Origin of the sequence: Kitasatospora sp. NPDC058170, from assembly GCF_042883905.1 — a bacterium.
GTDB lineage: Bacteria > Actinomycetota > Actinomycetes > Streptomycetales > Streptomycetaceae > Kitasatospora.
Window position 1 is genome coordinate 83885 of sequence record NZ_JBHVUV010000023.1, and the last position, 25223, is coordinate 109107.

The following is a 25223-nucleotide window of genomic DNA, read 5'->3' on the forward strand; positions in this document are numbered from 1 at the left end:
GGTCAGTTCACCGGGATGACGGCGGCGTCCAGGCCCGCCGGGACGTACTCGGCGAGCCGGGCGCTCAGCGCGGCCAGCCGCTGCGGTAGGTAGAGGTCGTGGAAGGCCCCGAGTTCGGAGCCGTCGTCGGCGCCGCCGCGGATCTCCGCGGGACAGTCGGCGGCGAGCTGGGCGTACGCCGCCTCGGGGTAGCGGACGGAGGTGAAGCGCGGGCGCAGCCGGCGTTCGGTCTCGGTGACGAGGTCCGGGGGCGGTGCGTCGCCCAGGGCGGCCAGGGCGGTGTCGGGCTGGCAGTGGAACCGCCGGGGCGTGCGCGAGCCGGGCGGCACCCAGCAGAACCGGAGGCAGCCGGGGGACCGCCGGGCGGCCTTGATCCGGCCGGTGAAGACGGTGTTCTCCCCGCGTTCGACGGCGTGCACCTGGACGGTGCCGAGGACGGTCGTCCGGGTGATGTCGAGGACGGCGCGGGCCACGCCGGGGCCGCCCGCGCCGATCGCCTCCAGGGCGGGGTGGGTGGCGTCGAGGACGGAGTCGGCGACGCTCAGCCGGAGCGGCTCCCCGCGGCCCGGGGCGGGCTCGACCTGCACCGGGCCGGTGATCGAGTGGCTGATCTCCACCTCGGCGCCGGGCAGGGCGGACAGCTCCAGGGAGGGCGGGGCGGGCCGGTCGCCGTCGCAGCGCGGGCCGGGCGCCCAGCCGGGGACGAGCGTGCAGTGCCGGATCACCACCCGGGTGGTGGGCCGGCACCCGGGCCTCCCGTCCCCACCCTGGTCGCGGCTCTCCTCGCGGCTCTCCTCGCGGTTCCCGTCGCTGTTCTCGTCACGGCTTTCGGCACGGTTCTCGGCGCGGCTTTCGTCGAGGCTTTCGGCGCGGCTTTCGGCACGGCTTTCGTCGAGGCCTTCGTCGAGGCCCGCGTCGTGGCCGCCGTGGTCCCGTTCACGCCCGGACAGGTGCACCGCGCGGCCGCCCACGGTCAGGCCGTCCAGGGTCAGCCGGCCGCCGGGGGCCAGCGCGACGCTCAGCGAGTCGGGCTCGTCCGCGCGGCGGTCGGCGAGCCAGAGCACCGGGCGGGTGCGCTGGGCGGCCCGGACGAGCAGGTGCTGATCCGGCCCCACGACCAGCTCGGCGGTGGTCGCGAGCACCTCGCTGCGGGTGATCTCGATGACCGCGTACCGCGGCCTGGCCCGCCGCCAGTCGTGCAGGGCCCGCTGGAACTCCACCGTGTCGGCCACCCCCCGGTACCAGCGGGCGGGCTTGATCCAGGACGGCCAGAGCGCCTCCAGGTGCTGCCGGTTGGCCACCAGCAGCGGACCGCCGGTCGGCGCCGGCCCGTCCGGCCCGGTGAGTGCGAAGAGCGCCTCGTCCAGCAGCGCCGCGTTCAGGGCCTCGGCCAGCGCCGCCACGCCGGTCTCGCCCGACCAGTGCCCCCGGACCAGCGCGGCCGTCGGGTCGGCGCCGGTCCGGACCGCGGCCAGCAGGGCGTCCGGGTCGGTCAGGTCGGTGCGGTGGATCCGGTAGGTGTCGGCCTCCGGCGGTTCGGGCAGCGGACGCGGGTACTCCCCGCCGCCCAGGTCGGCGCTGAAGCCGTAGTGGTAGCCGACCTGGACCCGGGAGGGCGGGTTGCGGCGCGGGAAGAGCATCCGCCCGAGCACCGGGTCGACGGCGACGGTGCCCGGCAGCGGCCGGTAGGAGTCCCAGTCGCTGAGGTCCGCCGGGACCACCTGCTCCGCCGGCACCGGCCCGGACCGCCCGCGCCGGGGCCAGTCGAAGGCGTGGATCACCAGGGACCGCCCCTCGCCGTAGTACCGCCCGTCGGCGCGGCCGAGCGGGCCGAGGGCACGCCGGTCGATCGGGCCCGGCACATCGGCCTGCTCCCGCGGGTGGCGCCCGCGCTCGCCGTCCGCGCCGCGGCCGAACAGCTGCACCGGGAAGCCCATCGGGTCGAAGGTGAACGCCCACCGCCCGACCCGTTCGACCTGCCCGGCCCGGGTGTCCGTCACCGGGTAGGGGCGCAGGCGCCAGACGAACAGGCCCACCTCGGGGATGTTGTGCAGGCCCCGGGTGCGGCGCGAGCCCGCCCGGCGCACGTCGACGGTGTGGGCCGCACGGTCGAACGGCCCGCCGAGGCCGGCGAGCAGCGCGCCGTCGCGCACCTCGGTCGTCCGCCCCCGGCCCTCCTGGAGGTGGTTCGCCTGCTGGTGCCGGGCGAGCAGCCGGTAGGCCTCGACGGCGTGGCCCGGCAGCCCGGCGACGTCCCGGGCCAGCTCCTCCAGCAGCGCCTTCGTCCCCTTGCGGCGGCGGTGGCGCAGCGTGTTGGCGACGTCCTGGCGGGGGGCGAGGGCGGAGCGGCGGGCCAGGTCGCGGCCGGGCTGCCCGGCGGCCGTCCAGCCGGCGTCCGGGACGGGCGACCAGCCGACCAGGTCCGCCAGGTAGGGGACCGCCCAGTCCTCGGCGGTCTCCACGAACCAGTTCTCGTACTGCCGCGCGATGTCCTCCTCGACCACCTGGACCTGCTCGGCGATCACCCGCAGCAGGTCGCGCAGCGGGTGGCCCGCCGCCTCGTCGCGCATCCGGTGCACCAGCGGGAGCAGGTCGAACAGGCGGTCGGACGCGGTGGCGCCCGGGCCGGGCTCGGTCATGGGGCATCCTCCGTGAGTTCGAGGGCTTCGGGCAGCTCGGCCGCCGTGCAGAGGTGCTGCGCGGGCAGCAGGTCGTCGCCGCTGCGCCGGGCGCCCAGGGCCGCCAGCCAGGGGCCCGGGTGCCCGTCCTCCGGGGCGGACGGCCGGCCCGGTGCCACGTACGCCAGCCGCGGACCGCTGCAGGAGTGCACGCCGGGGACGGCCTGGAGGACCGCCGCCACCTCGGAGGCGACCAGGCGCTGCGCCAGGTCGCGGCGGAGCGGCCCGAAGGCGTCCAGCAGGGCCGCCCGGAGCGCCGGACCGACGGCGGACCAGCGGTGGTCGGGGAGCAGCCGCACCCGGGCGCCCACCGCGACGACCAGCCGCTCGGCGGGCAGCACCCGGATCCGGACGGCCGGGTCGCCGTAGCGGCGCAGCGCGGCCCGGAGGTGTCCGACCACGTCGGAGTCCGGGTGCAGCGGCGCGCCGTCCACGCCGGTGACGGTGACGGCGATCAGGCCGCCCCGGCCGTCGGCCAGCCGGTCGGCGGAGGCCTTGCCGACCCCGGCGAAGGCCCGGGCGAAGTCGGCGTGGTCGCTCAGCGAGACCAGCCGGTCGAGGGTCTTCAGCGGCAGCAGCGCGTTGGCCCTGGCCTGGTCGGGCCGCTCCGGGTCGGTGCCGCCGTCGGCGGGCAGCGGGTTGACCACGTCCCGGACCCCGAGCGGCTTGTCGGCGAGCAGGGTGATCCGGCCGGCCCCGGTGTTGCCGGCACTGCCGATCCCCGTCCGGTAGCGGGCCCGGATGTTCTCGGCACCGGTCGGGGGCCGTCGGCCGGCCGTGCCGTCGGGGAGGACGACGGTGGTGCCGGCGTGTTCGTCGGTCTCGGTGACGTAGCCCCGGTCGTCCGGGCCGAGGCCGAGGAACCGGGGGACCTCCGGCCAGTGGACGGCGTCCACGGTGAGGTCGAGGGTGCTCTCGACGCCGGTGGGGGTCGGCGCGGAGACGTGGGTGAGCGGGCCGCTGCGCAGGGCGAAGCGCTGGTGGGCCACGGAGGCGTCGCCGCTGCCGAGCACCTCGGTGCGGCTCTCGCCGTGGGTGGCGTGCACGACGTTCCCGTGGACGGCCACCGTGTCGCGCCGGTAGCGGTGGGCCAGCGGGCGTTCGAGCAGCACGAAGCCGTGGTTGCGCTCGCCGGCGACGGGCGCGGCCTCGGTGCCGCAGGGTCCGCGGCGGCGGGCCGTGCCCTGGCGCACCTCGGCGATCACGGCGAGTTCGGCGGCGCCGACACCGGCGACTCCCGGGAGGTCGGCCCGCTCGCCGGCGACCACCAGCAGGCGTCCGGCCCGCAGGCCGTCGACCAGCCCGGCGAGCTCCAGGACGTCGCCCTGCACCGGCTCGGTGACCGGGAGTTCGGCCAGCGGGAGCAGTTCGGGGGCGGCGTGGACGGTGACGGCCCTCAGCTGGTCCATCGTCGTCGGTGGCGTCCACTGTTCGCACCCGCCGAGGGTGATCCTGGTCGTCCTGAGCGCCAGGCCGTAGGCCGAGCGGGCCACCAGGTCGACGGTGATCGGGGCACCGGGCCGGGCGCCGAGGACCTGGAAGGGCTCGGTGCCCTGCGCCCGGCGGCTGTCCTGTGCCCGGCGGTCGCCCTGTGCGCGGCGGTCGCCCTGCTGCTGCGCGGCCACCGGGACGGCCACCACGACGAGGGTGCCGCTGCGGATGTCCGGGTACGGGTGGTCGAGGTGGATGACCTGCCCGCTCTCCGGCAGGTCCGCGGGAACGGTCCGGCCGTCGCCGTCCAGCTGCTGGTCCCAGTCGGGCCACTGCTCCACGGGCAGCGGCTGACCGCGCTGGTAGGCGGGCTTGCGCGACGCGTTGTGCCCGAACAGCGGTGCGGCGACCCGCAGCGCGTAGACCTCGACGGTCGGCGGGCCGGCCACGGTGGCCCCGGCCCAGGCCGAGTGCAGGGCTCCGGCGAGGTCGGGGTGGAGCAGTTCGGCCAGTCGGAGCCGGGAGTCCTCCTGCTCCGGACCGGGGAGCGGGATCCGCGGCACGGCGGGCGCGGACCGGTCGGTGAGGCGGTCGACCAGCTGTTGCAGGCCGTCGATCCGCTGCCACGGCGCGGGTTCCGGCTGCTCGCCGCCGACCAGCGCCACCCGGGTGCGCTGCCGTGCCGCGTCCTCCTCGACGGCCGCGACCCGGCGGGGCTCGTGGTGGACCTCCTCACCCGAGGCGATCCGGATGACCAGCAGGTCGTTCGGCCTCAGGCGGGTGGCGACGCCGTCGAGCCAGAGCTCCGGCAGCCGCGCGGCGTTGTCGTCGGTGATCTCCTGCGGCCGGGTGGCCCGGATCGGCAGCCGGTTGGCGGCGGCCAGCGCCGGCAGCGGGCCGCTCGTCTCGTACGTCTGGGCCAGTTCGCCGGGCCCGGGCAGGCTCTGCACCCTGGTGCCGGCCGGGATCACCTCGTCGTGCCCGGCCTCCAGGGTGAAGGAGAGGTGGGTGCCGGCCGCCACGCCCGGCCGGGGGCGGTAGCCGATCAGCCGGGTCAGCTCGTGCACCGAGCGGGGGTCGCCCGCGGTGCGCAGGTAGCCCTCGTTGCCGAGCCGCTCCTGGTAGAAGGTCAGCACGTCGGCGACGGCGGCCCAGGCGTCGCAGAGGGCGATCGCCGGGTCGTCGGCCGCGCGGGTGGTCAGGCCGGCGAGTCCGGGCAGCCCGGCCGAGGCGAGCCGGTCGAGCATCGCGGCCAGGAAGGTCGGGTGGGTGCCGACGCGCAGCCGCAGGGCGGCCAGGCCGGGCGGGTTGGCCGCCGGTCCGGGCATCGCTCCGGGCAGCGCGCCGGTGCATCCGTGGCAGCCGCAGGTGCGGTTGTTCATCGGCCACCTGCCGCGGTGACGGTGATCCGGCCGCCGCGCGGCCGGGTGGCGTCGAGGAGGACGATCTCGCGCGGGCCGACCGGCAGCACGCCCTGGTGGAGCGCGCCCTGGTCCGGCTCGCCCTGCCGGCGCAGCCGGGTGACCTCGGCGGAGGAGACTCCGGGGACGGCCTGGGCCGCGGCGAGGACCCGGCTGACGTACACGCCCTCGCCGAAGCCCCAGCGGTCCGGGTGGAACCAGCCGAGCCGCCCGTCGGGCAGCACCCCGGCCGAGAACTCCTCCCGCAGCGCCTGGGCGACCTGTGCCCGGATGCGGAACGGCTCCACGCAGACGGTGAGTTCGAGCTCCACCGGGACCGGGGTGGCGGGTGAGACCCGCAGGTCGTGGCCGAGCCGGCGGGCGCGTTCCAGAGCGGCGGCGATCTTCCGGCCGGTGCAGTCCGCGCCCCGGCAGCCGTCGCCCGGCGGGGGGCCGGCGTCTGGTGGGGGGCCAGCGTCTGGTGGGGCGGTGCCGGATGGTTGGGCGCCGACGGCTGGCTGGGCCGTGCCGACTGGCGGGGCGCCGGCGGGTGGTGGGGCGGTGCCGCCCGGCGGCGCGCAGCCGCAGCCCCCGGTGGGACCGCCGACGCGCAGGTCGAGGGCCACGTCGGCCTCGTACCAGCTGCCCGTCCAGACCAGGTCGGCCGCGGCCCCCTGCAGCCGGTCGCCGCCGGCGCGCCGGGCCAGCTCGGCGTAGTCCTCGGAGGTAACGGCCCGTTCGCGCAGGGCCCGGAAGGCCTGCGGGGCGGCCGGGCGGGCCTGCGCCGGAGTCTCGGGCGGGGTGCCGCCCGCCGCCGGCAGCGGGTTGCGCGGGCGGACGACGAGGTCGTGCCCGCGCACGCCGGGCCGCAGCGCCAGGTGGGTGATGGTCTCCGCGCCGACGTTGCCGACCGGTCCCTCGCCGATCCGGTAGCGCGCGAGGAAGGTCGCCCCCGGGTCGGGCCGCCGCCCGGTGCGGCCGTCGCCGAAGCGCAGCCAGGAGACCCGCTCGTCGTCCGTCTCGACCACGAACCGCCGGTCGTCGGGCGCGCTCGCCAGCAGGTCGGGGGCGGGCAGCCAGACCGCCCGGCCGACCGTCTCGGTCAGCCGGACCGCGGGGGCGGCGGCGCGCGGGTCGCGGTGCAGGAGTTCGGCGGCGCCCGGCGGGCCTCCGCAGCAGCCGTCCCCATCACGTCCGCCGCCGTCACAGCCGTTGCCGTCGCCACCGTCGTCGCAGCCGTCACCGTCGGAGGCGACCGGCAGCGGTTCGGCGTGGGTGAGGTGGGGGCGGGTGAGCCGGGGGCGGAACCGGCCGGCGGCGGGGGCCTGCTCGGCCGGCCGGCACTCGGCCTCGCAGCGCGGCGGCTCCTGGGTGCCGGGCACCGGGCCGAGCCACTCCTCGACCCGGGTGCCGTGGTCGGCCAGCAGGATGTTCCCCCGGGCCAGGGCGACCCCGCCGAGCGGACGGCAGTCCGGGGCGGGGCCGAGGGTGGAGACGCAGAGCGGGAACGGCAGGGCGTCCCGCTCGTCCCAGCCGACCGTCAGCACGGGGGTGCGGCACAGCGGGTCGTACCCCCGCCGCACCCAGGTGAGCCGGACCACGTGCCGATGCGTCGGGTCGGCGTCACCCGGGCGTCCGGTGCGCGGGCCGAGGACCTCCTCCAGGAGCAGGAAGTCGCCCGGCCCCAGCCGCAGCTGCCGGGGTTCGGGGGCGTCGGTCAGGGTGACGGAGGTGGCACCGGCGGGCAGCGAGCACTCGCCGTCGCCCCAGTCGTGGAACGGGATCGCGTTGTGCGCCGGGAAGAGCGGCAGGACGCCGTGCGGGTCGTCGGTCAGCGGCTCGAAGCCGTGGGTGCCGTCGAGAGCCTGCGGAGGCAGGTCCTCCCAGCGCAGCGGGTGCCCCGGCGGCGGCGCGCCGTCGAAGGCGGTGAACAGGGCGATCTCGTCGGCCCGCCAGGGCGGGGAGGGTTCGTCGTGGACGGCGAGGTGGACGAAGGCCCGGGCGTTGCATCCCTCGTGCACCCGGTAGTCGACCAGCCGGGCGTGGCGGCGGACGGAGATCCGGCGGCGGGCGGTGCCGAGGTAGGCCTCGGTGGCCACGGCGTCCTGGTGGTAACTGAGCAGGTCGGCGGTGTGGGCGAGGAGTTCGACCAGGGTGATGCCGAGGTCGGGGATGTGCCGCTCGCGCAGGCCCGGCACCAGCAGGCCCAGCCGGTCGAGGATCAGCTGCCGGAAGGAGGCGTAGTCCTTGGCCAGGTAGTCGAGCGCGGGCGCGGGCACGGCCACCGGCGGGCAGCCGGGCCCGGGCGGGCAGTCGGTGTCGGTGGCCCGGCCGGCGCAGAACCCGAAGGGCGCCCGGTGGTAGCGGAGGTCGAAGCCGTGCAGCGGCCGCCGGCCCGGGTGTCCGTGCGGACCGGGTTCGACCAGGGCCAGGTGGTAGGTGGTGGCGTCCCCCGTCCGGTCGAGGGTCACCTCCAGGCAGCCGTCCTCGTCCTCGTCGTGCGGCGGCCGGGCGCGGACGCCGAGCACGTGGACCCGGCGGGCGCCGGGAGCCGTGTCGATCCTCAGGTGGTGGACCGTCAGGTCGGCGGGCACCGGGCCGAGCAGGGTGACGCAGAGGGCGACCGTGCCGTCCCCCGGGTCGGGATCGGCGGCCTCGATGCCGTCGATCCCGTTGAGGCCGCGGCGGACCACCTGCTCGCGGCGGTGGTCGGTGGCGCAGCAGAGGTCGTCGGCGCGGTAGGGGCCGACGGCGGGGTGCTGGTCGGCGGTGTGCGGGTCGGTGGCGGGCCCGTCCCGGGTGGGCGGGTCCTGCGTGGGCAGGTGTCGGGTGGGCAGCTCGGCGGTCATCGGGGCACCTCCCGGACGAAGCGGGCCTCGGCCTCCTGCCGGGTCCGACGCACCACGTATCTGACGTCCACCGTCAGCACCGACTCCTCGGCGACGGCGCGGAGGTCGACCAGGTCGAGGACGTCGCCCAGCCAGCGCTGGACGGCGGCGCGGGCGGTGTACTCGACCGTGGCGGCGAGTTCGGGGCTGTTGGGGGCGAAGACCAGCTGGAGCAGCCCGCAGCCGAAGTCGGGCCGGTTGACCCGCTCGCCCGGGGAGGTGAACAGCAGCTGCTCCAACAGCTCGCCGACGTGCCGCTGGTGGTCCGCGGGCCGGGCCGTGCGCCCGCGCGCGTCGAAGTGGAACGGGAAGGCCACGTCGACCCGTTCGCGGTCGCCCGGCGGGCTGCTCATGTGGCCACCACCCGCTGCTGCGAGGAGACGACGAGCAGCGGCGCGCCGCTCGGCACGGCCGTCGCCCGGCTGTCGAAGAGCACCAGCGGCAGCCCGCCGCCCACGCTCACCCGCAGCGAGCCGGTCGTCCAGGGGGCCGTCACACAGGGCCCGTTGGCGGCGGGCGGCGGCGGCAGCGGGCAGCCCGCGACCAGGTGCGGCACCTGCTGGACGCAGACCGGCAGGCCGCCGACCAGCACCCGCGGATAGCTGCTCGGCGGCGCCGCGCGCCCGCCGTGGGCGCACTGGACGACGGCGCCCTCGTGCAGGACCGGTCCCGGCATCGCTGTCTCCCTCACGTCCGTTCACTGCACGACTCACTGCACGACTCACTGCACGACTCACTGCACGACGAGTGCGTTGATGTTGACGAGGACCTGGTTGCCGGTGAGCACCAGACTGGCCCCCCGGCCGTTCTGGATCACGATCCCCTGGTCGTTGACGGTGATCGAGGCCCCGCCACGGGCCTTGAGCAGGATCCCGCCGGCCGCGCCGGGGGCGTCCGAGATGGCGAGGGTGTTCTGGCCGAGGGTCTGCAGGACGATGCTCGGGCTGGCCGGGAGGCCCGCCCGGGCGAGCGCCGGCACCTCGGTCGGGCTGCCCCAGAACCCACCGGTCCAGATCGGGTCACCCGGATTCCCCTGCTCGAACTCCATCCAGACCCCGGCCCCGAACGGCGGCACCGCCCAGACCCCGCACTGCGGGCCGGCCACCGGCACACAGGGCAGCGCCCAGGTGGAGGGCAGCACGCCGAAGACGTCGGGGACGAGAGCCTGGATCCGGCCCTTCCCGAGCGGGTCGAGGTTGTTGAAGACGGTCCCCCGGTACTTGCCGTAGTAGCGCGGCTCGCCGCCGCCGTCCTGGCCGGCCGGGCCGCCGAGCGGGTCCCGGTAGTCGCTGTCGTCGTCGGTCATGGTCATACCGGCACCACCGGGAGGGTCGAGACCAGTCCGTTCCGGACCAGGGTGAACTGCTGGGTGAAGGAGCCCCGTTCGAGCCGGTGGTCGACCGACTGGACGAAGTAGAGGCCGTCGAAGGCGGTGCCCGCGCCGCGGACGCCGACCAGCGCGCGCGGGCGCAGCACCCGCCCGTAGCGCTGCACGTCGAGGCTGCCCTCGGCCCTGACCGCGTCGGCCGTGGCGGAGGCCCGGGCCATCCCGAGCAGCACGGCCTCGGCGACGCCGAGCTTGGCCGTCTCCCGGAGCCGGCGGATCCGGTGCGGGACCGGCTGGAGGGCGCCGAGCGGGGGGTTGAGCGGCGAGACGTTCGGAATGGGCACCGGGATGACCGCCTTGGTCTCCGGGTGGTGGATGAAGACCACCGGCAGGGTCGCGGACTCCGCGTCGTAACGGAAGGTGAGGGAACGGACGTTGGTCTGGACGTCCATGTCGACGTTGAGCGCCGGCTGCGGCAGGCCGATCTTCGCCTGCGGCCCCCAGTAGGCGACGCTGGCGCCCGGGACGGGACCGGGGATGTGGGTGAACACGTAGCCCGAGCGGGCGGCGAGCCGGCGCAGATAGGCGAGGTCGGTGCCCTGCTGCACCGGGATCCGCTCCAGCGGGTTGGGCACGTCGGCGACCAGCGCCGGCACCACCGCCGGGACCACCCCGAGGACGGCGTACTTGGCCAGCACCGTGAGCACCCGGGCCGCCACGGGCATGGCCGGGAACGGCGTGCCGGTGCCGTCGATCTTCTCCATCAGGGCGGTGAGGTCCATCCCGTGGACGGTCAGCACGGCGGGGGCACCGTCCGTGCCCGGCGCCAGGCTCGTGGAGGTCAGCACCCCGTCGATCAGGACCTCGGGCAGGCTGCCCACCGTCACCGCGACCACCACCCGCAGCACCGGCGGCAGGCTCCCGCCGACCAGGAGGAAGACGGCGGGCAGCGGGGAGTCCTTCTCCAGCTCGAAGGTCAGCTCGAAGGCGCTCTGCCCGCCGGGCTCGGCCGTGCTGTGCACGGTGACGCCGGTCAGGGCGTCCAGCACGAACCGGGGTACCGGCAGGGGGACGGCGGGGCCGACGAGCAGGGTGAGGTGGACCGGTCCGCTAAGCATCGGCCGCCCCCGGCACGCCCTCGGGCAGCGTGATCCGCAGCCGCCGGCCGACCTCGGCGGTCAGCTCGGCCGGGTCCAGCACGCCGTTGGCATCGCAGAGCAGCCAGAACCGCTCCGGATCGCCCAGCTCCGCGGCCGCCAGGGTGTCCGGGCGGTCCCCCGCCGCGACGAGGTGCTCGCGCAGGGCGGCGAAGCGCTCCGGCTGCGGGACGAACCGCCGGGTGACATAGCGCACCTGCCGGCCCTCCAGCTCGGCCGTCGCCAGCGGCAGCCCGCTGTAGCGGCTGGTCGCGGGGAAGGCCGGGGCCTGCGGCGGCTGCGGCAGGCCGCCGGGGAAGAGCTCGGGGAACGTCATGTCATGCCTCCGGTACCGAACACCGCGAAGCCGGCCGAGCCGGCCCGGGCGGCCAGCGCCTCCAGCCGTCGCTGATGGGCGAGGTAGAGCCCGCCGGCGCGGTGGCCGAAGCCGACGTCGTTGACCGACAGGACCCGCATGCCGAGCCGCACCTTGGCCCGCAGCGGGTTGAGGGCCGGGTCGAACGCCTCCTCCGTCACCGACAGCTCGGTGACCCGGACCGGCACGATCCGGCTGGGGCTCCAGACGAAGACGGTGAGCGGCGCCTCCATCGGCAGGATCTCCAGCGACCCCGCGGCGGCGGAGCGGTCGGCCGCGACGAGCTGGTCCACGCCCGGGTAGACCAGCAGCTCCAGCGCGGCCAGCTGCGGGTGCACCCCGAGCTTCCCGGCATCGGGGAAGGAGTCGGGGAACTCCAGCTGGTCGGCGGCGTCCAGCTCGGCCTCCACCGTGATGGTCTCCACCGGCGGCGCCTTGAAGCGCAGCGGCTGGGACCGCTGGTGGCGCTCCTCCCCGGTGTCCTGGACCTGGAAGCCGCGGGTCAGGCTGTCGGGGTTGTACTGCAGGGCGATCATCCGCAGCACCGAGCCGGAGGCCGGGTCGAGCTCGACGATGCCGCCCCGCATCAGACGCGGGGAGCGCGGGAATCCCGTCACACCGCACCTCCCCCGGCGGCGAGGCCGGCGCCCAGCGCCCGGCCCGCGGCCCGGCCGAGCGCCGACGCCCCTCCCGGGCCCAGCGGCCCGCCCGCCGGGAGCGGCACGGTCAGCCCGGTCGGGGGCCGCGCCGATGCCCGGGCGAGCGGTCCGGCGAGCGGCGGGGTGGGGGGTCCGGCGGGCGGCGGGGTGGGGTTCTGGGCCTGGGTCAGGGTCAGGGCCTGGGCCTGGGCCTCGCCGAGGGTTGTGGCCAGGGCCTCGGCCAGCGCCGCCCGCAGCCGCTCGGCGCCGCCCGGTCCGAGCTCCACACCATCGACCACCAGGTGCTCGATGTGCACGATCACGTCCATGCCCGGCTCCCGTCTCCCCCGGCCGCCAGGCCTGCCGCGGCCTGCGCGGGCTCCCACTCGGCGTCGAACTCGCTCTCGTCCAGGACGAGCCCGAGCTTGCGGCACTCCATCCGCAGGGCCGACAGCACCGTCGGCATGTCGGCGACCCGGCCGCCACCTCCGCCACCGATTCCCCCGCCACCGCCGGCGGCCGCGAAGGTGGCGTTCATCGCGATGTTGTGGATGCTGCCGCCGGCCAACCCGAACCGGGCCAGCCGGGCGTGGTCGAGGTCGGTGGCGACCCCGGGGGCGAACGCCCGGCGCCAGATCGCCTCGCGCTCGGCCGGTCCGGGGAACGGGAAGTCCAGCACGAAGCGCAGCCGCCGGGTGAACGCCTGGTCGAGCGCGCCCTTCATGTTGGTCGCCAGGATCGCCAGCCCCCGGTACGCCTCCATCCGCTGCAGCAGATAGCCGACCTGCACGTTGGCATAGCGGTCGTGGCTGTCCTTGACCTCGCTGCGCCGGCCGTACAGCGCGTCGGCCTCGTCGAAGAAGAGGATCGCTCCGCCGCGCTCGGCCGCGTCGAACAGCCGTCGCAGGTTCTTCTCGGTCTCGCCGATGTACTTGCTCATCACCGCCGAGAGGTCGATCCGGTACAGGTCGAGGCAGAGCTCCCGGGCGAGCACCTCCGCCGTCGTGGTCTTGCCCGTGCCGCTCTCCCCCGCGAACAGCGCGGTGATCCCGAGCCCGCGGGCCGTCCGCCGGGCGACACCCCAGTCCTCGTAGACCACCGCGCGGTGGCGCACCTGGTCGCGGATCCGGTCGAGCTGCTCGGTGATCTCCGCCGGGAGGACCAGATCCTCCCGGCGCGCGCGGACCTCCAGCCGCTGGGCCAGCAGGTCGAGCCGCGGCCTGGTCACCGCCAGACAGGCGCTCCACACCCGGGAGCGCAGTTCCTCGGCCGGTTCGGCCGCCGCGCCCGTGTCGCCGGAACCGCCGGAACCGCCAGTACCGCCAGTACCGCCGACAGCACCCGTACCGCCCGTATCGCCCGTACCGCCCGCCTGGTCGTCGGCGACCGCCAGCGCGGCCCGGCCGATGGCCACCGGGTCGAGGTCGAACTGGGCGGCCAGCTCGCCCGCGAGCCGCTCCCCGCCGGGCCCGAGCACATCCGCCCAGACGGCCCGCTGCTCCGCCGTGGTCGGCCCGGCCACGTCGACCACCAGGGCGCCAGGGCCGAGGTGCGGCCACGCCTCGCGGCTGTCCAGGAAGACCGGTCCGTGCAGCTGCGCCAGCAGCCGGGTGACGGCGGCGGCCGCCTCCGGGCCGGCCTCGGCTGCCTCGTCGCCCGCGTCCAGGTAGAGGGCCAGCGGCGCGAGCAGCGTCTCGCGCTCCCAGAGCCGCGCGACGAGGGCGGCGGCACCGGCCTGTACCGGCAGCGCGGCCACCGGGACGCGGACCAGGACCCGCCCCAGCCCGGCCGCGACCTCGCCCGCCAGCAGCTGCTTGCTGACCGTGTCCGGGCCCACCAGGTTGACCGCCGGCGGACGGCCGCCGGCGGCGGTCCGGACCAGGCCGGAGCGCAGCGTGTGCGCCGCCGCGCGCTGCGAGGCGCTGGGCCGCACGGCACCGCCACCGTCGCCACCGTTGCCGTCGTCACCGGTGTCCGAGGTGTCCGAGGTGTCCGAGGTGTCCAACGGGACCACCGTCTCGGCCAGCCGCTCGTCCAGGTGACCGAGGCCCTTGAGGTAGTTGACCACCCGTTCGTCCGCGCGCAGCACCCGGGCGGTGAGGCCGCCGGTGCCCTCCAGGGTCACGAGGTGCAGGCGGCGCAGCGGTCGTTCCGGGGAGAGGGCGTCCCAGGCCGGCTGATCGAACAGACGCAGGGCGAGGCCGAAGGTCGGGCCGGGCTGCCTGCCGCCGGCCCCGGCCGCCTCGCTGAGCGCGTCCACCGCCGGGTCGAACTCGCGGGCCGCGGCGAGCAGCAGGACATCCTGTTCGAAGGCGGTCAGCCCCAGCTTCCGGGCGAGCTCCTCATGGGCCGAGCAGACCGCCTCGGCCGCCGCGTCCCGGGCCTCGGCCGCCAGCGCGAGTTCGCGGGCCCTGGCGTGGGTGCCGGTATGGGCGCCGATATGGGCGCTGTCAGGGGTCCGCCGCCCGTGGGTCCCGTTCGGGGTGGGACCGGCGGGCGGTACCGCGCGGGGGCGGCGGCCGAACAGCCCCCGGTGGCCGGCGCCGCCCGGGCCGGACGGGGGCGGGGTGGGGTGCTGGGTCGCCGGGCTCTGTCCCGGGCGGCCATGGTCCGGGCCGTCCGGTTCTGCACCCCCCTGTTCTGCACGGCCCTGTTCTGCACGGCCCTGCTCGACGAGGTTCCGCAGGCGCAGGCGCAGCCAGTGCAGGGCCGCGCCGAGGTAGGCGTTGTTGCCGTCCTCCCAGCGCGCAGCGGCGGCAGCCTCTGCCGTTGCCCAGGCCTCCCGGGCCTCCCTGGTCTCCCTGATCTCCCCGGCGTCGCCGACCTCCCCGGTGTCGCCGTTCGGTTCGGTCTCGCCGGTCGCACCGGCCGAGCCGGTCGAGCCGTTCATTCCGGTCATGGCAGCACCACCTGCTGGGCGGGGTCGAAGGCCGTCGGCAGCGGCTTCGCCGGGTCCGCAGCCGGCTCGGGCAGGGGAACGGAGTCGATCCCGTCGACCCGCACCCGCAGGGTGAGCGGCGTCCGCGCGGGCAGCGTGCGCGGTACCGCGAAGGAGGGGGCGGTGCCCGGCTGGACGGGGGCCGTGGGCGGCAGTTGCACACCGCCGACGAGCAGCAGGACGGGCTGGTCCTTCACCAGCAGGCGGTCGCAGGGCACGGTGACCCGCACGGTCGTGGCACCCACCGCCCCGAGGGCCGGTGGGCCCAGCCGGACGGCGACCGCCAGCGGCAGGGAGTTGCTGGTGATCGCCGGGCCCTCGGGCGGCCCGATCGCCAGGGTCACGGTGGCGACCCCGGCGGGCAGCGCGGGCGGGAGCGGTAGCAGCACCCGCTCGGCCGTGGAGCCGGCGGCGGCGTCCGCCCAGAGCGGCGCGGGCAGCCGCGGGTGGTCGAACCTGGCCCGTACCCGCCCGCCCGCCATCCCCGCACCGTCGATCGCCAGCCGGTCCCCCGTCCGGGCCGGGAAGGAGGGGTTGCCGCGCCAGGCTCGCACGGTGAGGCCGTCGAGCCTGGGCGCCGCGCCGACGGACACCGGCACGCCCTGGTCCTGGCCGCGCGCGTCCAGGGGCAGTCGGCCGCGTCGGAGCACCGGGAGCGGGGCCTCGGGCTGCTTCAGGGCGTCGATCAGCACGACGGACGCCCGGTACGCCACCGAGAGCCGGTAGTTGGTCTGGAAGCCCGACCAGAGCTTGGACTGCTCGTCGATGCCGAGGTGGACCGGCGTCAGTCGGATCCGCTCCGGTTGCAGGTGTACCCCGGCCGCGGCGAGGACGCCCGAGAGCTTGGCGCGCGTCAGCACCGCGCCGTCGTGCAGCAGTTGCATGGCCTCGCCGAGCAGACGGTGGGCGGGGGCCTCGTCCTGGGTGTCGCCGTACGCCGTCAGCAGGTAGGACAGGTCGAGGGCGAGCGGCGGGTGGAGTGCGCCGCCGGCGGACCGGCCGGGCGGTTCGAGGTTGCGCCAGGCCGGGTTGGGCGCGACGTCGTAGAGGAAGAGGTTGAGCTGCTCCCCGCCCGTGCCCGCTCCCCTGGCCCGGTCCAGCGGGCGCGCGGTGACCTGCGCGGCCACCTGGCCGAGCAGCGAGCGGAGGGTCTGGGTGACGGCTTCGATGGCGCGCCCGGTGCTCATCCCCGGTCCCTCGCACGTCGCCGGAGGTACTGGTCGAGCGTGGTCACGGCGGGCTCCTCGGAGCGGCCCCGCTCGGGCCCGGTCGGGCCTGCGGGGACGGCGCGCACCTCGACCCGGCCGATGGTGACGTGGACGACCGGGGCCGGCGCGGACGGCCGGCCGCGGCGGGCCTGCGGCATCGGCCACTCGGTCGGCCCGACCCCGTCGAGGGGCTCGTCGGAGTGGGCGGCCGACGGCGGCCGACGGTCGGGCGGCTCCGACCGGCCCGGCGCGGAGCGGGACCGGGGCCGGGGCCGGGGGCCGTCCCGACCGGCGAGGCCATCGCGGGCGGCGCGGTCGGCACCGTCGGCGCGGCCATCGGCGTCGGTCCGGTCGGCCGCAGGCCCGGCCGCCGGGCGACCCTCGGCGGTGCGCGGCGCCTGCTCGGGCCCGGCCGGGGCAGACGCCTCGTCCGAAGCGGCGCCGACCGCCGCCGCGAGGCCCGACCAGGCGGCGGCCGACAGCTGCTCAGCACGTTCGGCAGGCCGGACAGACCCGGCAGACCCGGCAGACCCGGCGGGACCGGGCCGTGCCGGGGTGGTCCGCGACGGCCGAGGGTCCACCGACGACCCGGCGTCCGCCGCCCCGCCGGGCCGGTCCGGCGAACCCGCCCGAGGGCCGGCCGAGGGGCCCGCCGGGGCGAACCGGTCGGTGGCCTGTCGAGCGGCGCCGACCGGCGGGGCGCTCCACGGTGACGCGGGATCGGGGTACGGGTCCGCGCCACCGGGGCTCCCGTCCGGCGCGGCGCCGCCGTCCTCGCGCAGCCGCTCGAACCGCGAGACCGGACGCGGACGCAACCGCCCCGGCCCGCTCACGCCCTCCGCGCGGGCGGCGATCCGGGCCAGGAAACCGCCTGCTCCGGCGGTGGGCGGCGCGGTCCGCCCCGGCTGCTCGCTCATGCCCTCACCAGGTCCAGATAGCGGCGGCGCCGGATCCGGCCGAGCGCCAGGATGTCGGACTCGCGCCAGCCGTAGGCCCGGGCGAGGGCGTCGACCTCGCCCAGGGTGTGCAGCGCCAGCCGTTCGACCTCGGCCCAGAGGAAGGCCCCGAGGTCGAACGGCGCCCACCACTGGGTGTCGCAGGCGGGGCAGTCGAGCCCGAGCAGCGGCTCGGCCTGTGGGTCCGCGGCCGCCAGGGCCTCCTCCACCGAGGCCCGGACGCCCTCGGGGAGCTCCCCGGCCGGTACCGCCTCACCGAGCCGGACGGCCCCGGTGACGCAGCGCGCCAGCAGCGCCGAAGCGGGGTCGGCGGCACCCCGGACGGCGAGGACGTCCCCGGTGGTGACGGGACGGCAGCGGACCTCATGCCCCTCGGCCGTGACGCTCAGCTCCGCGCCCGATTCCGGGTCAGGCCCGTCCGGGCCGACCGGCCCACCAGGGCCGCTCCCGGACAGCAGGCTCAGCGGAAAGCCGACCTCCACCAGGCCCGCGCAGGACGGGCAGGACGCCACCGCCTCCACCGCGTCCCCGACCAGCGAGCGGCGCAACTCGGCGAGCCGGGCGGTGGACCGGCCGAGCGGCTCGGCGGCCAGCCGCTCCCAGCCGTGGCCCGGCCAGACCGCGGCCAGCAGGGCGAGCGGCCGCCCGACCGGAGCGAGCGCGCTCGCCCGCTCCCAGGTGTCGAGCAGCAGCTCGTCGGCCAGTGGACGCGGACCGGGGCCGCCCCCCACCGGCTGTGCGCGCGACTCCGTTCCCGTCTCCGGGCCCGCTTCCGTACCCGAGTCGGTCACCCCCTCACCCCTGTTCCTGGGGTTCGGGGATCTCGGTGTCGCGCTCCCAGCCCTCGTTCTCCAGCTTGAGGTGCTGGATGGCCACGGCGTTGGCGTTGGCATCGAGGTCCGGCAGGGCCTGGTACTCGGAGACCCAGCAGCGGTACACCTTGTAGGCCAGGACCAGCTGGCCCGCCTCGTTGTACAGCTCGATGGTGACGTCCTTGCGGAAGCTCTTCAGCGCGGACTCGGCACCGACGGAGCCGTAGTTCCAGACCTTGTCGGCCCACTGCTCGAACTCCGGGTCATGGGTGACACCCCGCTCCAGGGTGATCGCCTCGTACTCGGTGCGGCCCGGGGACTTCCGGCTGCTCGACGGGTCTCCGCCCTCGCGGTGCCTGACCACCTCGGTGGTGCGTTTCAGCCCGCTGACCTTGCTGACGCCGAGGACGTACCGGCCGTCCCAGCGCACGCGGAACTTGAAGTTCTTGTAGGGGTCGAACCGCTGGGTGTTGACGGTGAACTGGGCCATGTCGTCTGCGCTTCCTCGTCGTGTCCCGGTCGTTCTGCCCGGTCGTCTGTCCCCGCCCGGTCAGGACGGGAGTTGCTCCGACAGCTGCTGCACCTGCACCACCACGAACTCCGCCGGTTTCAACGGCGCGAACCCCACCCGAATGTTCACCACCCCCAGATCCCGATCCGCCTGCGTCGTCGTCTCCGCATCACACTTCACGAAATACGCCTCACGCGGCGAACGCCCCTGCAAAGCACCCTGACGGAACAACTGCTGCATGAACGCCCCCACATTCAGCCGCACCTCCGCCCACAACGACTCACCATTCGGCTCGAAAACCACCCACTGCGTCCCCCGGAACAAACTCTCCTCCACGAACAACGCCAACCGCCGAACCGGCAGATACTTCCACTCCGACGCCAACACATCCGCCCCCGCCAACGTCCGCGCCCCCCACACCACCCGACCCACCACCGGAAAAGACCGCAGACAATTCACCCCCAACGGATTCAACACACCGTTCTCACCGTCCGACAACCGCACCGAAAGATCCGACACCCCCACCAGACCCGCCTCCAACCCCGCCGCCGCCTTCCACACCCCACGCACCCCGTCCGTCCGCGCCAACACCCCCGCCACCGCACCACACGGCACGAAGGAGTCCAGTGCGTCGGCCTTGAACGGGTTCGGCTGGCGCAGCCGGGGGAAGTAGACCGCCGCATTCGGCCCGCGCCCGCCGAGTTGGTCGGCCTCGGCGCGAAAGCCCGTCCGTGCGGCCTCCGCCGTCGTCCAGCCGGAGGGCGGGTCGACGAGGAGCACGGCCCGGCGACGCCTGCAATAGGCGGCGGCCCGGTCGAAGACCACCGGCTCGACGTCCGCGCCGCTCAGCCGGTACGGCGGGATGCAGAGCAGGTTGAACAGGTCGGCCCGGTCGAGCAGCCGCTCGTACTGGCCGATGACCTCCTCGGTGTCGGGCAGGTCGGCACTGTCCGCCCCGCCGAGGCCGGCCGCCGCCGCGGCGGCCTTGGCCTTCTCGTTCGCCAGGGCGGTGCGCAGCCCGTCCACCGCGGCGCCGGCCGTGGCCTGCTCCTCAGCGGTCTGCTCGTCAGCGGCCCGCTCGTCCCTGGCCCCGGCGGCCTGCGCCGGGTCGGCGGAGGCGTCGGAGGCGTCGGCGGACACCCGCGCGTACCCGGCGAGGGCCTCCTTCAGCGCGGCCGCGGCCGCAGCGACCTCGGCGTCCGCCTGACCCGCGGCGTCCTGCCAGGCACCGGCGGTGGCCGACGCGTCCGGGCGGACGCGGGTGCCGCCCGGGGGCGGTGGCGCCAGCGGGTCGACGGCCCAGCGCACCAGGGAGGACTCCCGCTCCAGAACGGTACGCACGCAGCGGGGGTGGTCGGAGTAGAGGGACACCCCGGCGTACCGCTCGGTCCGCCCGGTGCCCTGGTCCAGGACGACGAGGGTGAAGAGTTCACCGGGCGGCGCCCCGGTGAGATCCACCCGGGCCCGCAGGCCGTTGCCCCAGGCCCCGGGCGAGACCGCCTTCAGGGCGACCTGCCTCGCCCCGCCGCCGAACGTCAGCCGGGCGTGGCCCGAGCCGTCCGCCGGGTGGTAGAGCCGACAGATCACCGCCTGGCCGCCGCCGTTGAGGAAGAAGTCCCGGACGGCGAAGCCCAGCAGGCTGCCGGCCCAGAGCCCGCCGAACTCGCGGACGAAGCCGTCGAACCCGGTGACGGTGACCGGCTGGTCGACACTGCCCCGGGCGGCCCGGCCCACGAAGGCGGCGACGGACGTGGCCACGCCGGTGACGGTGTGGACCCCGCTCGGGATCTCCTCGATGTAGACGCCCGGCTGGGCGAGCTGCTCAGGCACGGCCCCTCCTCGTTCCGCTGGTCACCCCGCCCGGTCAGGACGGGAGTTGCTCCGACAGCTGCTGCACCTGCACCACCACGAACTCCGCCGGTTTCAACGGCGCGAACCCCACCCGGATGTTCACCACCCCCAGATCCCGATCCGCCTGCGTCGTCGTCTCCGCATCACACTTCACGAAATACGCCTCACGCGGCGAACGCCCCTGCAAAGCACCCTGACGGAACAACTGCTGCATGAACGCCCCCACATTCAGCCGCACCTCCGCCCACAACGACTCACCATTCGGCTCGAAAACCACCCACTGCGTCCCCCGGAACAAACTCTCCTCCACGAACAACGCCAACCGCCGAACCGGCAGATACTTCCACTCCGACGCCAACACATCCGCCCCCGCCAACGTCCGCGCCCCCCACACCACCCGACCCACCACCGGAAAAGACCGCAGACAATTCACCCCCAACGGATTCAACACACCGTTCTCACCGTCCGACAACCGCACCGAAAGATCCGACACCCCCACCAGACCCGCCTCCAACCCCGCCGCCGCCTTCCACACCCCACGCACCCCGTCCGTCCGCGCCAACACCCCCGCCACCGCACCACACGGCACGAAGTCGGTGATCAGGCCGCCCTGTTCGGGGTCGGGCCGGCGCAGCCTCGGGAAGTAGGCGGCGGCGTTCTCCCGCGGGCCGTCGATCTGGTCCAGCCACTGCTCGGGCGGCAGGCCCCCGATCCTCCAGTCCTGGCGCGGGTCGACCAGCAGGATCGCCCGGCGGCGCTTGCAGTACGCCAGCGCGGCGGAGATCAGGCCGGGCTCCAGATCGGCGTCGGCGCGGCGATGCGGGGGGATGCAGAGCAGGTTGAAGACGTCGAGGCGGTCCAGCGCGTAGAGGCCCTTGTGCGCGGCCTCGGCGCCGTTGCCCAGGAAGTCGGCGGCGGTGAGGGCGGCGCCGTCGCTCACCGCCGCACGGGCGTCGTCCACCGCCTTGCGCAGGGCGAGTTCGGCGGCGTCGAGCTGCGGCTTCTTCGTGCCGTCCTGCTGGTACGCCGCCCGTGCGAGCCGGACGGCCTCCTCGGCGGCGCCCAGGACGTCGAAGCGCTTCGCCGGGTCGATCGGGCCCGGATCGCCGGCCACCCGAACCAGGGCGGAGCCGGCCTCCAGCACGGTCTTCACATTGCGGGCGTTCGCCGCGGTGGAGAGGTTGTGGAAGCTCTCCGTCCTTCCGCCGGGCGTCGATTCACGGATCGTCAGATTGAACAGTGCGGCCCGGTCGACGCCGAGTTCGTCCGCGACGCTCTGACTGGTGTCGAGCTGGTCGACCTCCGCCCGGAGCGCGACGCCCCACGACCCGGGCTCCAGGGCCTCCAGGGTGAGGCCGCCGACCGCCAGTCTGACCGCGGTGGTGCCCGCGGAGGCCACCCGGACGATCTCAGCCCGTCCGCCGCCGTTGGCGAAGAAGTCCTGGACGGCGTAGCCCAGCGGGCTCTCGCTCCAGAGCCCGCCGAAGCGCCGGGTGAACTCCTCGAAGCCGAAGACCGTGGTCGGCACGTCCCGTGGACCGCGCCGCGTCCGGCCGACGAAGGCGGTGATGGACGTGGGCACGCCGGTGATCGTCCGTACGCCGCTCGGGATCTCCTCGACGTACACGCCCGGGTAAGTGAGTTGGGGGCCCATCTCCGCCTCCTCTGCCAGCAGATGGGGCTCAGCCTGACAGAGCGGATGTCACCACCGTGTCACCGATCCATCACCAGAGGTGACCGGCGAGTGACTCGTTCGGGCGGTTTCAACCCGCGCCGACCGTTCCCGCCCCGGCAGGCCAGTCAGGACCTCGCCCCGCTACCGGCCGGCCGGGGGATCCACCGGGTCCAGCAGGGTCCGCAGCAGGGGCGAGGGGTCGACGCCCAACTCCCGTCGCAGGACCACCCGGCAGGCGTCGAACTGCCGGACCGCCTCGCCCAGGTTCCCCTCGGCCAGGTGGACCCGGATCACCGCCCGGTGGGCGCTCTCCCTGGTCGGCTCCAGCTGCACGACCCGCAGGGCGGTGTCCAGCGCGTCGGCGTACCGCCCCTCCTCCACCAGCCGCCCGGATACCGTTTCCAGGGCGTGCAGTTGGAGCTGGCGCAGCCGTTCGCGCTCGGCCAGCACCCAGTCCTCGTACCAGCCGGGGAGCAGGTCCCCCACGGGCTCGACCGGGGCCGCCCGCGGGGCGTCGGCGGCATCCGGGTCGTCGAGCAGCCGGCGGGCGGCCCGCGCCCAGGTGCTGACGTCCACGTCGACCCCGGCCGCGAGGGCGAGCCGGCCGCGGCACTCGACGATCGTCCGGCCGGTGCGCTGGAGCCGCCACAGGGTGGTACGCAGCCGGCCGCTCGCCTGCTGCTCGGACACCTCGGGCCAGAGGATGCCGACGGCCTGGCCCCGGGTGGCCGCCACCCGCAGGGCGAGCAGCGCGACGAGGCGCTGGCTGTTCAGCGGGAGGGCCAGCCGCTCCGGGCCGCAGCTCAGCTCGAAGCCGCCGAACAGCCGTAGTTGAAGGCGTTCGGACCGTCCGGGCGAAGGCCCGCCCTCCGTCGCCGGCTCGGTCGCGGACCTCGACTCGACCACACGCGCCTCCACCTCTGCTCGCCACCCGCTCCCCCGTGCCTGCACGAACAGTCAGCTGATACGCGGATCGCGCGCCGGCCAACCCCGGTGCCCGGCGGATCAATCCTTACGAGTGACCGGCGGCACGCGCGGTCGACGGGCCGACGGCTGCGGCGGTCCGACGGGTGCGACCGGTCGAGGGCCACGGCGGTCCGACGGCTGGATCGCGGCGCCGCAGAGCGGGGCGCGATCACCGGCAGGCGATCACCAGCCGCGGGCGGCGGCGAGGGTGCCGCGGCCGGTGCGCAGCCGGGTGACCAGGGCCCGGCGCAGTTCGCGGTCGTGGTCGGTCTCCACCGGGAGGTCGAGCTGCACGATGTCCACGCCCGCCGAGCGCAGCAGCCCGATCCGGGCGGCCACCGTGGCGGGCGAGCCGGCGTAGGCGGCGGTGAGCGAGCGGCGGATGTAGGCGGCGACCTGGTCCGTCCCGTGGCGCGGGTCGGAGCGGCCGCGTTCGCGGTCCCGGTCGAGCTGGACGGCCTCCGCCCAGCGCCCGTCGCCGGGGCCGGAGGTGAGGCGCAGGGCGTCGTGGCGCAGTCGGCGGACGCGTTCGCGGGCCTCCTCGTCGGTGTCGGCGAGGACCACGGTGACGTGCCGCCAGATCCGCAGGGTGCGGCCGTGGCCCGCGGCGGCGGCCCGGACCTCGGCGATCCGGCGGCGGGTGTCGGGCAGCGGCAGCGGGCCGACGGCGTACACCTCGGCGTAGCGGGCGGCGAGGTCGAGGCCCTGCGGGGAGGAGCCGCCGAAGGAGAGCAGTTCGCCGCCGGGGCTCGGGCGCAGGCCGGGGCGGGCGGCGTGCGCGGTGTAGAACTCGCCCTTGTGGTCGATGTCCTGGCCGGTGGCCAGGTAGCGGGTGAAGAGCTCCAGGTACTCGCCGGCCCGGCGGTAGCGGTCCTCCTTGTCGAGCCGGTCGCCGTCGCGGGCGGTGTCGAGGTCGCTGGAGCCGACGATGACGTGGGCCGCCGCCCGCCCGCCGGAGAGCCGGTCCAGGGTGGCGAGCGAGCGGGCGGCGACGGTGGGTGCGGTGGTGCCGACCCGGTGGGCGACCGCGATCCGCAGCCGGCTGGTGGCGGCCAGGGCCCAGCCGGCCACCAGCCACGGGTCGGGCCAGGAGCTGGACTGCACCACGAGGGCGCTGTCCAGTCCGTCCTCCTCGTTCTCCCGCGCGGTGCGGGCCACGTGGGCGGGGTCGGCGGTGCGGTCCCGCAGGTCGGGGGCCCAGCGCAGCGCCTGGCGTTCCTGCGGAGTGCGGCCCGGCACGGCGGCGGCGCGGACCCCGCCGCGGATCTCGAGTTCCATGGGTGCCTCGCAAGGTGACGTGGAGGGTCGGTGGCGGGCCGGGCCGCGCGCAAGGTCCTGCTGTCGGACAGGCCCCGGACTGGGCCTAGTGCGCGGCGGGGCCGAGCCGGGCCAGGGTGTCGAGCAGCCGGGAGCGGCTGACGAAGACCTCGGGCGGCAGGGAGATGTACAGCTGGATGGTGGTGACGCCGGGCCGGTGGTAGGCGAGGATGCGTTCGCGGCACTCCTCGGGGGAGCCGCTGACGAACAGTCCGTCGACCACCTCGTCCGGCAGGGCCTTCTGGGCGCCCTCCGGATCACCGGCCGCCCAGCGCCGGTGGGTCTCGGCGAGCAGCTCGCCGTGGCCCAGCCACTCGTGGAACTTCCGGTACGGCTCGCGGTTGAGGATCCAGGCGAGGAAGGGCCGGCTGGCCCGGTGCGCGTAGTCGGTGTCCTCGGTCGGACAGACGAAGACCTTGACCACCAGCTCCTTGCCGGGCGGCTGCGGGCCGACGGCGTCCAGGATCTTCGGCACGTCCTGCGGGAACAGCAGGTTGGTGATGGCGCCGTCGCCCTCGGTGAAGCCGAGCCGCAGCATGTTGGGGCGCAGGGCGCCGAGGATGACCTTCACCGGGTCGGCGGGCGGGTGCGGCAGCCGGTAGCCGCTGATCGAGAAGGTGTCGAAGTCCCCGGAGACGTGTTCGCCGCGCAGCGCCCTGGTGACGAAGCGCAGGACGTCCCTGGTGCGCTTGAACGGCTCGTCGAACGGGATCCCGTTGATGTCGGTGACGTGCGCGGGCACCGAGGCTCCGATGCCCAGCAGCAGCCTCCCGGGGGCGAGTTGGGCGAGGGTGGCGGCGGTCTGGGCGAGCACCGCCGGGCCGCGGGTGTGCACCGGGACGATGCCGGTGCCGATCCGCAGGCTGGGCGACCAGGCGGCGGTGGCGGCGAGCGGGGTGAAGGCGTCGGTGCCGCCGCCCTCGGCGCTCCAGACGTCGGTGTAGCCGAGGTCGGGGAGCCGTTCGACGAGGAACCGGTGCCGGTCGATGGTCAGGCCCGGCAGCGGGAGGGTGACGCCCCACTTCGGCGGCGCGGCGGGCGGCGCGGTCGCCGGGACGGCCTCGGTGCGGTGGTGCGGCTGGTGCGGGGCGGTCATGGGAATGGCCGTCCTTCCT

20 protein-coding genes are annotated in these 25223 nt (G+C 75.8%); all 20 read right to left on the reverse strand.

From position 1 onward, the window contains the following. Positions 1–2 precede the first annotated feature (2 nt). The 20 genes from ACFVVX_RS25365 to ACFVVX_RS25460 all read right to left on the reverse strand — a co-directional run bounded on the left by ACFVVX_RS25365 (position 3) and on the right by ACFVVX_RS25460 (position 25204). Positions 3–2639: a hypothetical protein gene (locus ACFVVX_RS25365; RefSeq protein WP_387948913.1), complete on the reverse strand. Its 2637-nt coding sequence runs from the start codon at positions 2637–2639 to the stop codon at positions 3–5. Beyond that, a complete protein-coding gene (locus ACFVVX_RS25370; protein ID WP_387948914.1) occupies positions 2636–5491 on the reverse strand; it encodes a putative baseplate assembly protein in 2856 nt (951 codons plus the stop codon). Before ACFVVX_RS25370 ends, ACFVVX_RS25365 begins: the two co-directional genes overlap by 4 nt. Beyond that, the gene (locus ACFVVX_RS25375; protein WP_387948915.1) at positions 5488–8358 is read right to left on the reverse strand and encodes a hypothetical protein; all 2871 of its coding nucleotides are present in this window, start codon (positions 8356–8358) and stop codon (positions 5488–5490) included. The genes ACFVVX_RS25370 and ACFVVX_RS25375 overlap by 4 nt, the downstream gene beginning before the upstream one ends. Next, a complete protein-coding gene (locus tag ACFVVX_RS25380) occupies positions 8355–8750 on the reverse strand; it encodes a GPW/gp25 family protein (RefSeq protein ID WP_387948916.1) in 396 nt (131 codons plus the stop codon). The genes ACFVVX_RS25375 and ACFVVX_RS25380 overlap by 4 nt, the downstream gene beginning before the upstream one ends. Next, a complete protein-coding gene (locus ACFVVX_RS25385; protein WP_387948917.1) occupies positions 8747–9073 on the reverse strand; it encodes a hypothetical protein in 327 nt (108 codons plus the stop codon). Before ACFVVX_RS25385 ends, ACFVVX_RS25380 begins: the two co-directional genes overlap by 4 nt. A 57-nt stretch (positions 9074–9130) precedes the next feature. After that, positions 9131–9709 carry a phage baseplate assembly protein V gene (locus tag ACFVVX_RS25390; RefSeq protein ID WP_387948918.1) on the reverse strand — a complete coding sequence of 193 codons (579 nt, stop codon included), beginning with the start codon at positions 9707–9709 and terminating at the stop codon, positions 9131–9133. Then, positions 9706–10842, reverse strand: a complete 1137-nt coding sequence (locus tag ACFVVX_RS25395) for a hypothetical protein (protein ID WP_387948919.1) — start codon at positions 10840–10842, stop codon at positions 9706–9708. The genes ACFVVX_RS25390 and ACFVVX_RS25395 overlap by 4 nt, the downstream gene beginning before the upstream one ends. Next, entirely contained in the window at positions 10835–11197 is a 363-nt protein-coding gene (locus tag ACFVVX_RS25400) for a LysM domain-containing protein (RefSeq protein ID WP_387948920.1), read from the reverse strand. The genes ACFVVX_RS25395 and ACFVVX_RS25400 overlap by 8 nt, the downstream gene beginning before the upstream one ends. Then, positions 11194–11853, reverse strand: coding sequence for a hypothetical protein (locus tag ACFVVX_RS25405; protein ID WP_387948921.1), 660 nt, complete (start codon positions 11851–11853; stop codon positions 11194–11196). Before ACFVVX_RS25405 ends, ACFVVX_RS25400 begins: the two co-directional genes overlap by 4 nt. Beyond that, complete coding sequence (locus ACFVVX_RS25410) at positions 11850–12203, reverse strand: hypothetical protein (RefSeq protein ID WP_387948922.1); 354 nt, start codon at positions 12201–12203, stop codon at positions 11850–11852. The genes ACFVVX_RS25405 and ACFVVX_RS25410 overlap by 4 nt, the downstream gene beginning before the upstream one ends. Next, positions 12194–14773, reverse strand: coding sequence for an ATP-binding protein (locus ACFVVX_RS25415; protein WP_387948923.1), 2580 nt, complete (start codon positions 14771–14773; stop codon positions 12194–12196). The genes ACFVVX_RS25410 and ACFVVX_RS25415 overlap by 10 nt, the downstream gene beginning before the upstream one ends. Then, positions 14770–15999, reverse strand: a complete 1230-nt coding sequence (locus ACFVVX_RS25420) for a DUF4255 domain-containing protein (protein WP_387948924.1) — start codon at positions 15997–15999, stop codon at positions 14770–14772. Before ACFVVX_RS25420 ends, ACFVVX_RS25415 begins: the two co-directional genes overlap by 4 nt. Then, on the reverse strand, positions 15996–16937 hold the full coding sequence (locus ACFVVX_RS25425; protein ID WP_387948925.1) for a hypothetical protein: 942 nt from the start codon (positions 16935–16937) through the stop codon (positions 15996–15998). The genes ACFVVX_RS25420 and ACFVVX_RS25425 overlap by 4 nt, the downstream gene beginning before the upstream one ends. Continuing rightward, positions 16934–17767, reverse strand: a complete 834-nt coding sequence (locus ACFVVX_RS25430) for a hypothetical protein (RefSeq protein WP_387948926.1) — start codon at positions 17765–17767, stop codon at positions 16934–16936. The genes ACFVVX_RS25425 and ACFVVX_RS25430 overlap by 4 nt, the downstream gene beginning before the upstream one ends. 4 nt (positions 17768–17771) lie before the next feature. After that, on the reverse strand, positions 17772–18278 hold the full coding sequence (locus tag ACFVVX_RS25435) for a phage tail protein (protein ID WP_387948927.1): 507 nt from the start codon (positions 18276–18278) through the stop codon (positions 17772–17774). A 60-nt stretch (positions 18279–18338) separates the two neighbouring features. Then, positions 18339–20129 (reverse strand): phage tail sheath C-terminal domain-containing protein, encoded by a 1791-nt coding sequence (locus ACFVVX_RS25440; protein ID WP_387948928.1) that lies wholly within the window; start codon positions 20127–20129, stop codon positions 18339–18341. A gap of 34 nt (positions 20130–20163) precedes the next feature. Beyond that, on the reverse strand, positions 20164–21804 hold the full coding sequence (locus ACFVVX_RS25445; RefSeq protein ID WP_387948929.1) for a phage tail sheath family protein: 1641 nt from the start codon (positions 21802–21804) through the stop codon (positions 20164–20166). Between the two features lie 162 nt (positions 21805–21966). Beyond that, complete coding sequence (locus ACFVVX_RS25450; protein WP_387948930.1) at positions 21967–22731, reverse strand: BTAD domain-containing putative transcriptional regulator; 765 nt, start codon at positions 22729–22731, stop codon at positions 21967–21969. Positions 22732–22974: 243 nt separating this feature from the next. Beyond that, positions 22975–24069, reverse strand: a complete 1095-nt coding sequence (locus tag ACFVVX_RS25455; RefSeq protein WP_387948931.1) for an LLM class flavin-dependent oxidoreductase — start codon at positions 24067–24069, stop codon at positions 22975–22977. Positions 24070–24154: 85 nt separating this feature from the next. After that, positions 24155–25204 carry an LLM class F420-dependent oxidoreductase gene (locus ACFVVX_RS25460; RefSeq protein WP_387948932.1) on the reverse strand — a complete coding sequence of 350 codons (1050 nt, stop codon included), beginning with the start codon at positions 25202–25204 and terminating at the stop codon, positions 24155–24157. Positions 25205–25223: the final 19 nt, after the last annotated feature.